The following is a 7,086-nucleotide window of genomic DNA, read 5'->3' on the forward strand; positions in this document are numbered from 1 at the left end:
CCTCCCCGGCTGCGGGGGAGGGGGACGTGGTTGTCACGCCCGGCCGAGGGCGGCCTCGCGAGGCAGCGCGTGGGCCGTCTCGTGCCCGGTCTCGTGCGCCGTCTCGTGCGCGGTCTCATGCCCCTGGCCGAGGCGGTCCGAGTTCAGCAGCAGGTTCAGGACGATCGCACTGATCGAGCCGAGGGTGATGCCGCTGTGCAGGATCGGGCCGGTCCAGTCGGGCATGGTGGCGGCGAAGAACTTCGGGGCCGCCATCGGGATCAGGCTGAGGCCGATGCTGACCGCCACCACGATCTGGTTGCGCCGGTCGCCGAGGTCGGCGCCGCCGACGATCTTGAGGCCGGCGGACGCCACCATCCCGAAGATCACGATGCCGGCGCCGCCGAGCACGGCCGGCGGGATCGAGGCCACCACGTAGGCGAGCTTCGGCAGCAGGCTGACGGCCAGGATGATGAGGCCGGCGGTGGCCGTGACGTAGCGGCTGCGCACCCGCGTCATGTTCACGAGGCCGACGTTCTGGGAGAAGGAGGTGTGCGGGAAGGTGTTGAGGACGCCCGCGATGGTGGTCGAGAGCGCGTCGGCCATCAGGCCGCGGGTGAGCATCGGCCGATCCACCTTGCGGCCCACGATGTCGCCGACGGCGAGGAACATGCCGGTCGACTCGACGAGGGTCACCATCATCACGATGCACATCGCGACGACCGCGGTGAGGTGGAAGGTGGGCAGCCCGAAGCGGAAGGGCGTCACGACCTCGACGACAGGGCGCGCGGCGAGCCCTTCGAGGTGGAACAGCCCCAGCGGCCAGGCGGCGGCGAGGCCGACGCAGAGCCCGATCAGCACCGCGATGTTGGCCACGAAGCCGGTGGCGAAGCGGCTCACCACCAGGATCGCGGCGAGCACCAGGGCCGCGACGCCGAGGTGCACCGGCGCCCCGAAATCGGGCGCCCCGAAGCCGCCGCCCGCCCAGTTGATGCCCACCGGCAGCAGCGTGACGCCGATGATCAGGATCACCGTGCCGGTGACGAGGGGCGGGAAGAAGCCGACGAGCCGGTAGAAGAACGGCCGCATCATCAGCCCGAAGATCCCGGCCGCGATGGTCGCCCCGAAGATCCCGGGCAGGCCGATCGCCGGGTCCTGCGCCATGGCCACCATCGGGCCGACGGAGGCGAAGCTGACGCCCATGATCACGGGCAGGCGCACGCCGAAGGGCCCGAGCCCGAAGGACTGGATCAGGATCGCCAGGCCCGTCACGAGGAGGTCGCAGTTGATGAGGTAGGCCACCGTCTCGGTGGGCAGGCCCATCGCGGCGCCGATGATCAGCGGGGGCGCCACCGCGCCGGCGCTCATGACGAGGACGTGCTGCATGCCGTAGGCGAGGAGCCGCGGCAGCGGCAGCATCGCGTCGACGGAATCCGCCTCTGGTGTTTCGGCTCGGTCCATGGGACGTTCCTCGCGGGTGGCCGAGGTCTTCCGGCGTCTCGGCTATGATGATCGGGGCGGGGGCGTCTGACGCGCCGTGCCTCGCCGCGGGTCGGAGCGGCGCTGCGGCCTCTCCCTGCCGACGGTGGATTCGCCGGGACGGCCGCCAAGCGTGGCCGTTCATGCGAATTTCAACTGCCTGCCCTGCAAGTCTTGCAGATCGACCCGGCGGCACCACGCCGGAAATTCGCGAACAGCTTCGGAAAAGGCAGGGAGGTCAGGCGGCCGCGCGGTCGTATTCTGGCCGCATCGCAGTCCGCCAGGGCCCCGACGCATGACCTATCCCCGCGACATGATCGGCTACGGCCGTACGCCGCCCCACGCCGACTGGCCGGGCCGCGCCCGCGTCGCGGTGCAGTTCGTCCTGAACTACGAGGAGGGCGGCGAGAACTCGATCCTGCACGGGGACGCCGCCTCGGAGGCCTTCCTGTCCGAGATCGTCGGCGCGCAGGCGTGGCCGGGCCAGCGCCACATGAACATGGAATCGATCTACGAGTACGGGTCGCGGGCCGGGTTCTGGCGGCTCTGGCGGCTGTTCACCGGGCGCGCCCTGCCCGTCACCGTGTTCGGCGTCGCCACCGCGCTCCAGCGCAACCCCGAAGCGGTCGCGGCCATGCGCGAGGCGGATTGGGAGATCGCGAGCCACGGCCTCAGGTGGATCGACTACCGCGACTTCTCCCGCGCCGAGGAATCGGCCCACATGGACGAGGCGCTCGCGATCCACGAGGCGGTGACCGGTGCGCGGTCCCGGGGCTGGTACACCGGACGCTCCTCGATCCACACCCTGGACCTCGCCCTGGAGCGGGGCTTCTCCTACCTGTCCGACGCCTACGCGGACGACCTGCCCTACTGGATCAGCGGCCGCGGCGGCACCGGGCTCGTGGTGCCCTACACCCTCGACGCCAACGACATGCGCTTCGCGACCCCGCAGGGGTTCAACGCGGGCGAGCAGTTCTTCCAGTACCTGCGCGACACCTTCGACGTGCTCTACGCAGAGGGCGAGACCGCCCCGAAGATGATGTCGGTCGGCCTGCACTGCCGCCTCGTCGGCCGCCCCGGACGCGTCGCGGCGCTGGCCCGCTTCCTCGACCACGTCGCCGCCCACGACCGCGTCTGGGTGGCCCGCCGGGTCGACATCGCCGAGCACTGGGCCCGCCGCCACCCGCCGCGGTGAGGGCTGCCTTTTGGGGATCCTGCCCACCCGCGGCGGCGACCTGAGGCGGCCGCTGGAGGCGGGCCTCGGATGCCCTCCGGACGGCGCGGAGCTTCCTGGAGCCCTCCTTCGAGGCTTCGCTGCGCTGCGCTGCGCACCTCAGGATGAGGTCGCGGGTGGGAGCGAGGGGCGGAGTCTCCCAGCCATACACCTCATCCCGAGGTGCCCCCGCCAGGGGGCCTCGAAGGAGCTCTCCAGAGGCCGCAGCGATTTCTGGAGCCACCCTCCGGGGCGCCGCTCCGCCTCGCGCCTCAGGACGAGGTCGCAGGTGAACGGACCGATCTCGACACGAAGGAGCCCGCCGATGCCCACCCTCCTCCTGAAGAACGCCGACGTGCTCGTCACCATGGACGGGGCGCGCCGGGAGATCCGCGGCGGCGGCCTCTACGCGGAGGACAACCGCATCGTGGCGGTGGGCACGGCGGACGAGCTGCCGGACACGGCGGACACGGTGATCGACCTCGCCGGACACGTCGTCCTGCCGGGCCTCGTGAACACCCACCACCACATGTACCAGACCCTGACCCGGGCGGTGCCGGCGGCCCAGGACGCCGAGCTGTTCGGCTGGCTGAAGGCGCTCTACCCGATCTGGGCCGGGCTCACCCCCGAGATGGTGCAGGTCTCGACGCAGACCGCGATGGCGGAGCTGATCCTGTCCGGCTGCACCACGTCGAGCGACCACCTCTACATCTACCCGAACGGCTGCCGGCTCGACGATTCGATCGAGGCCGCGGAGGTAATCGGGATGCGCTTCCACGCCGCCCGCGGCTCGATGAGCGTCGGCGAGAGCCAGGGCGGCCTGCCGCCGGACGCGGTGGTGGAGGACGAGGGCGCGATCCTCACCGAGACCCGCCGCCTGATCGAGCGCTGGCACGACCCCGCGCGCTTCGCCATGCGCCGCATCGTGGTGGCGCCCTGCTCGCCCTTCTCGGTGAGCCGCGATCTCATGCGGGAATCGGCCGCCCTCGCGCGCGCCTACGGCGTCTCCCTCCACACCCATCTCGCCGAGAACGACAACGACATCAGCTACAGCCTCGAAAAGTTCGGGATGAGCCCCGCGCAGTACGCCGAGGACCTCGGCTGGGTCGGGCGGGACGTCTGGCACGCCCACTGCGTGAAGCTCGACGCGCCGGGCATCGCCCTGTTCGGGCGCACCGGCACCGGCGTCGCGCACTGCCCCTGCTCCAACATGCGGCTCGCCTCCGGCATCGCGCCGGTGGGGCGGATGCGCTGCGAGGGCGTGCCGGTGGGGCTCGGGGTCGACGGCTCCGCCTCGAACGACGGCTCGCACCTCCTCGGCGAGGCCCGCCAGGCGATGCTGCTCGCCCGCGTCGGCCACGGGCCCGCCGCCATGAGCGCCCGGGAGGCCCTGGAGATCGCCACCCTCGGGGGCGCCGCGGTGCTCAACCGCGACGACATCGGGGCGCTCGCGCCCGGGATGGCGGCCGACGTGGTGGCGTTCGACCTGCGCGGCCTCGAGACCGCGGGCGCCCTGCACGATCCCGTCGCGGCGCTGGTGTTCTGCGCGCCCCCGCGCGTGGCCTGGAGCATCATCGACGGCCGGGTCGTGGTGCGCGAAGGGCGGCTCGAGACCGTCGACACCCGGGCGCTCGTCGCCCGCCACAACGCGCTGGCGGCGGCCCTGGTGCGGGGCGAGACGGGGCGCTGAGGCGCCCCGCCGCCAAGCGAGGCCGCCTCGCGGGGCGGCGCCTCAGAACACGTGCAGGCTGACGCCGGCCAGGAAGGTCTTCTCCTCGGAGCCGGGCACGCGGCGGGCGTCGTTGCCGAACTTGTTGCGCCAGTACTGGAAGCCCACGAAGACGTCGACCTTGCCGGGCTGGTCGTAGACGAGCTTGCCGAGGTCGAGCACGAGGTTCGTGCGGGAGAGGAACTCCGTCACCGTCTCGGCCCCGAAGCCGTCCCGGCCCTTGGGCAGCACGATGTTGTTGAAGCCCGCGAGGCTGAGCGGCAGGCCCGTGAAGCCGAGCGGCAGCTTGTAGACGATCTCGAACTCCGGCGTGACGTTGAACTCCACCGCGCGGGCCGGCAGCGGCACGAGGCCGTTGCGGTTGAACTCCTTCGAGGCATGGACCGCGAGGTTGAGGAAGCCCGCCGGCAGGTCGAAGGCGACGTTGAGGCCCGCCACGACGAGGCGCTTCTCCGAGCCGAAAGCGGTGTTCTTGGAGTTCAGGTCGGTCCCGTAGGAGAGCGACACGTCCTTGATCAGCCCCGGCACCGCGAAGGCCGTCGTACCCGTCAGCGCGTTGCCGCTCAGCGTGCCGCGATAGAGGCCGTAGGCCTCCGTGGCGCCGACGCCGGTGGCGATGCCGCTGTTCGGGAAGGCGTACCCGGCCGGGTCCTGCGAGCCCGACTTCAGGATGTCGAGGGAGAAGAAGTTGGTGCCGTAGGCCCAGGCATCCGCGTGGCTGATGTTGAGGACGGTCTTGGGGATCCCGCGCCCGTCGAGGGGGTTGCCGCCGGTCGCCGGGATGCCGGGCTCCCGGGCGCTGAACTCGTGGTAGGTGCCGATTTGCGTGTCGGAGAACAGGAAGAACCCGGTCTCGGGCACGGGTCGCGCCTCGGGCGCCATCTTTTCCTGCAGATCGGCCGCTGCGGCGCTCCCGAGCCCCAGGGCGATCACGCCCGCCGCCACCCGCGTGGCGGTTCTCAACCGTGCGTCCATCGGTGCCCCCTCCGGACGGTGCAGGATATCTTTCCGGCCGGTCGGCCACCGCCCGAGGTCTCCGGCGGGGGAAGTATGTCGGCGGCAAACGGGCGGCGTCCTCGCGAAAATCTCCGGAAGCGTTTCGGATTACGCGGGATCGCGCGTCGACGACCTGTGGTGCGGACGCCCGGAGCGGGTCAGCCCGCGTCGTCGGCCCCCGGCCCAGCGCCCCAGGCGCCCAGCGTGTGGGTCGCCTCCCGGCGCAGGCGCTCGCCGGGGTGATCCGGAGCGTCGGGAGCGCCGGAGCCGCCGGCCGCGGCGAGCCCCGCGGCAGCGTCGGGATCGGCCTGGGCCCGGGCGAACAGCGCCCGGTCGAGGCAAGTGAAGCGGCCGCCGTCGACGCGGGCGTAGACCTGCCCGGTGGCATGGTCGGCGAAGCGCACGGTCGCGAGGCGGCGCACGCACTGGCGCAGGAAGTCGGTGTTGCGCTCCGGCGCCATGGCGCCCGCATCCGGGTAGACCGCCTCCGGGCTCGTCGCCGCGATGTTGATCTTCCGGTAGCGGTCGATGTCGAGGACGTACTTCAGGTCGAGGATCGTGAGCGCCCCGTTCGTGCCGAAGGCCACCGTGCGGGGCCGCGCGCCCTCCGGGACGCTGTTGTCCAGGAACTCGTAGTGGACGCGCTTGTCGGCCTTGAGCGCCCAAGTGAAGAACAGGCCCGGCATGCCCGAATAGGCCTCGACGTTGTGGGCGAGGAGATCGTCCACCGCCTTGTAGCGGCCGAACATCTCGCCGCGCTTCCAGGCCCGCACCACCGTCGCGTCCGGGGGCGTGATCATGAACAGCATGTAGACGAGGTGGCCGAAGCGGGTGAGGAGCTGACTGCCGTCCTGCGTGTCCGAGTTCGCCGCGAAGCTGTCGAACCGGAAGCGGTCGATCAGCAGGTGCGACATCCGCCCCTGGCGGGCCTTGTCGGCCATGTAGCGGTCGAGCTTGCGATCGACGATCTCGACCTCGTGGCCCGTGAGCGTGCCGGCGTAGCCCTGAGCGGGGCCGATCGAGTCGTAGTCGAGCAGGAACTTGCGCCAGATGTCGGGGGTGATCAGGGCGAAGTCCGTCCAGTCGATCCCGAGGCGGCCGGCGAGCGCGCGCTGCAGGGGCCGCATGGTGCTCTTGCCGGAGGCCGAGGCGCCCTTCACGTTCATCACCACCGGGTGTTCCTGCGGGCGGACCCGGTGGTGACCGGCGCGCGCCGCACCTTGCGCGAACCACGGCTCGATCATCCGGCCGATGCGCCGGCTGCCGAGGTCGTTCGCCACGAGGATGGCGGCGAGGCCGGTGATCAGGCGGGCATCGCCGATGAGCTTGCCGCGATGGCGCAGGATCGCCGCGACGATGCGCCGGAGCGCCGCGCAGGCCGCGGCTTCGAGCTCGTCGGCCTCCGCCCGCGCCGCCCAGTCGGCGAGCCGGCGCTCGGCGCGGGCCTCGGGAGCCTCGGGGGCCGGGGGCGGCGCGGGCGGAGGCGCGAGGCCGAGCCGGGCGCGCACCCCGCCCCGGCCGGACGGATGGAGCCGGCCCACATCTGATACGGGCGGGCCGCGGACCGGCGGGAGGTCCCGCCGCTCCACGGATCCCCCGCGCGAGCTGATCCCGGGGCGGCCGCGCTGCTGCCCTCGAAACAGAGCTCCCGCGAGCGCGGCGCCCTCCGAGGCCCCCCCGGCGGGCCCAC

General features: G+C 72.1%; 4 protein-coding genes and 1 pseudogene. 2 read left to right on the top strand and 3 right to left on the bottom strand.

Annotated elements, in window-relative coordinates:
- Positions 1-33: 33 nt before the first annotated feature.
- Positions 34-1,440, bottom strand: a complete 1,407-nt coding sequence (locus tag ACLBXP_RS23040; protein ID WP_447670163.1) for a nucleobase:cation symporter-2 family protein — start codon at positions 1,438-1,440, stop codon at positions 34-36.
- 313 nt (positions 1,441-1,753) lie between these two features.
- On the opposite strand from ACLBXP_RS23040, the pseudogene puuE reads away from it, so the two are divergent.
- Both puuE and ACLBXP_RS23050 read left to right on the top strand, forming a co-directional pair.
- Positions 1,754-2,644, top strand: a pseudogene (gene puuE / locus ACLBXP_RS23045) (allantoinase PuuE); the annotation flags it as partial.
- Between the two features lie 352 nt (positions 2,645-2,996).
- Positions 2,997-4,361: an 8-oxoguanine deaminase gene (locus ACLBXP_RS23050; protein ID WP_447670164.1), complete on the top strand. Its 1,365-nt coding sequence runs from the start codon at positions 2,997-2,999 to the stop codon at positions 4,359-4,361.
- A 42-nt stretch (positions 4,362-4,403) separates the two neighbouring features.
- Here the strand turns inward: ACLBXP_RS23050 and ACLBXP_RS23055 are convergent, their stop codons facing one another.
- Both ACLBXP_RS23055 and ACLBXP_RS23060 read right to left on the bottom strand, forming a co-directional pair.
- Complete coding sequence (locus tag ACLBXP_RS23055) at positions 4,404-5,375, bottom strand: hypothetical protein (protein WP_447670165.1); 972 nt, start codon at positions 5,373-5,375, stop codon at positions 4,404-4,406.
- 179 nt (positions 5,376-5,554) lie between these two features.
- Positions 5,555-7,086 (bottom strand): hypothetical protein (locus ACLBXP_RS23060; RefSeq protein ID WP_447670166.1); only part of this gene is annotated, 1,532 nt, incomplete at its 5' end.

It is taken from the genome of Methylobacterium sp. A54F (genome assembly GCF_053346035.1).

Excerpts from the sequence above, each read along its gene's own strand:
- ACLBXP_RS23040 (WP_447670163.1), bottom strand. The coding sequence starts at position 1,440 with ATGGACCGAGCCGAAACACCAGAGGCGGATTCCGTCGACGCGATGCTG.
- ACLBXP_RS23050 (WP_447670164.1), top strand. The coding sequence starts at position 2,997 with ATGCCCACCCTCCTCCTGAAGAACGCCGACGTGCTCGTCACCATGGAC.
- ACLBXP_RS23055 (WP_447670165.1), bottom strand. The coding sequence starts at position 5,375 with ATGGACGCACGGTTGAGAACCGCCACGCGGGTGGCGGCGGGCGTGATC.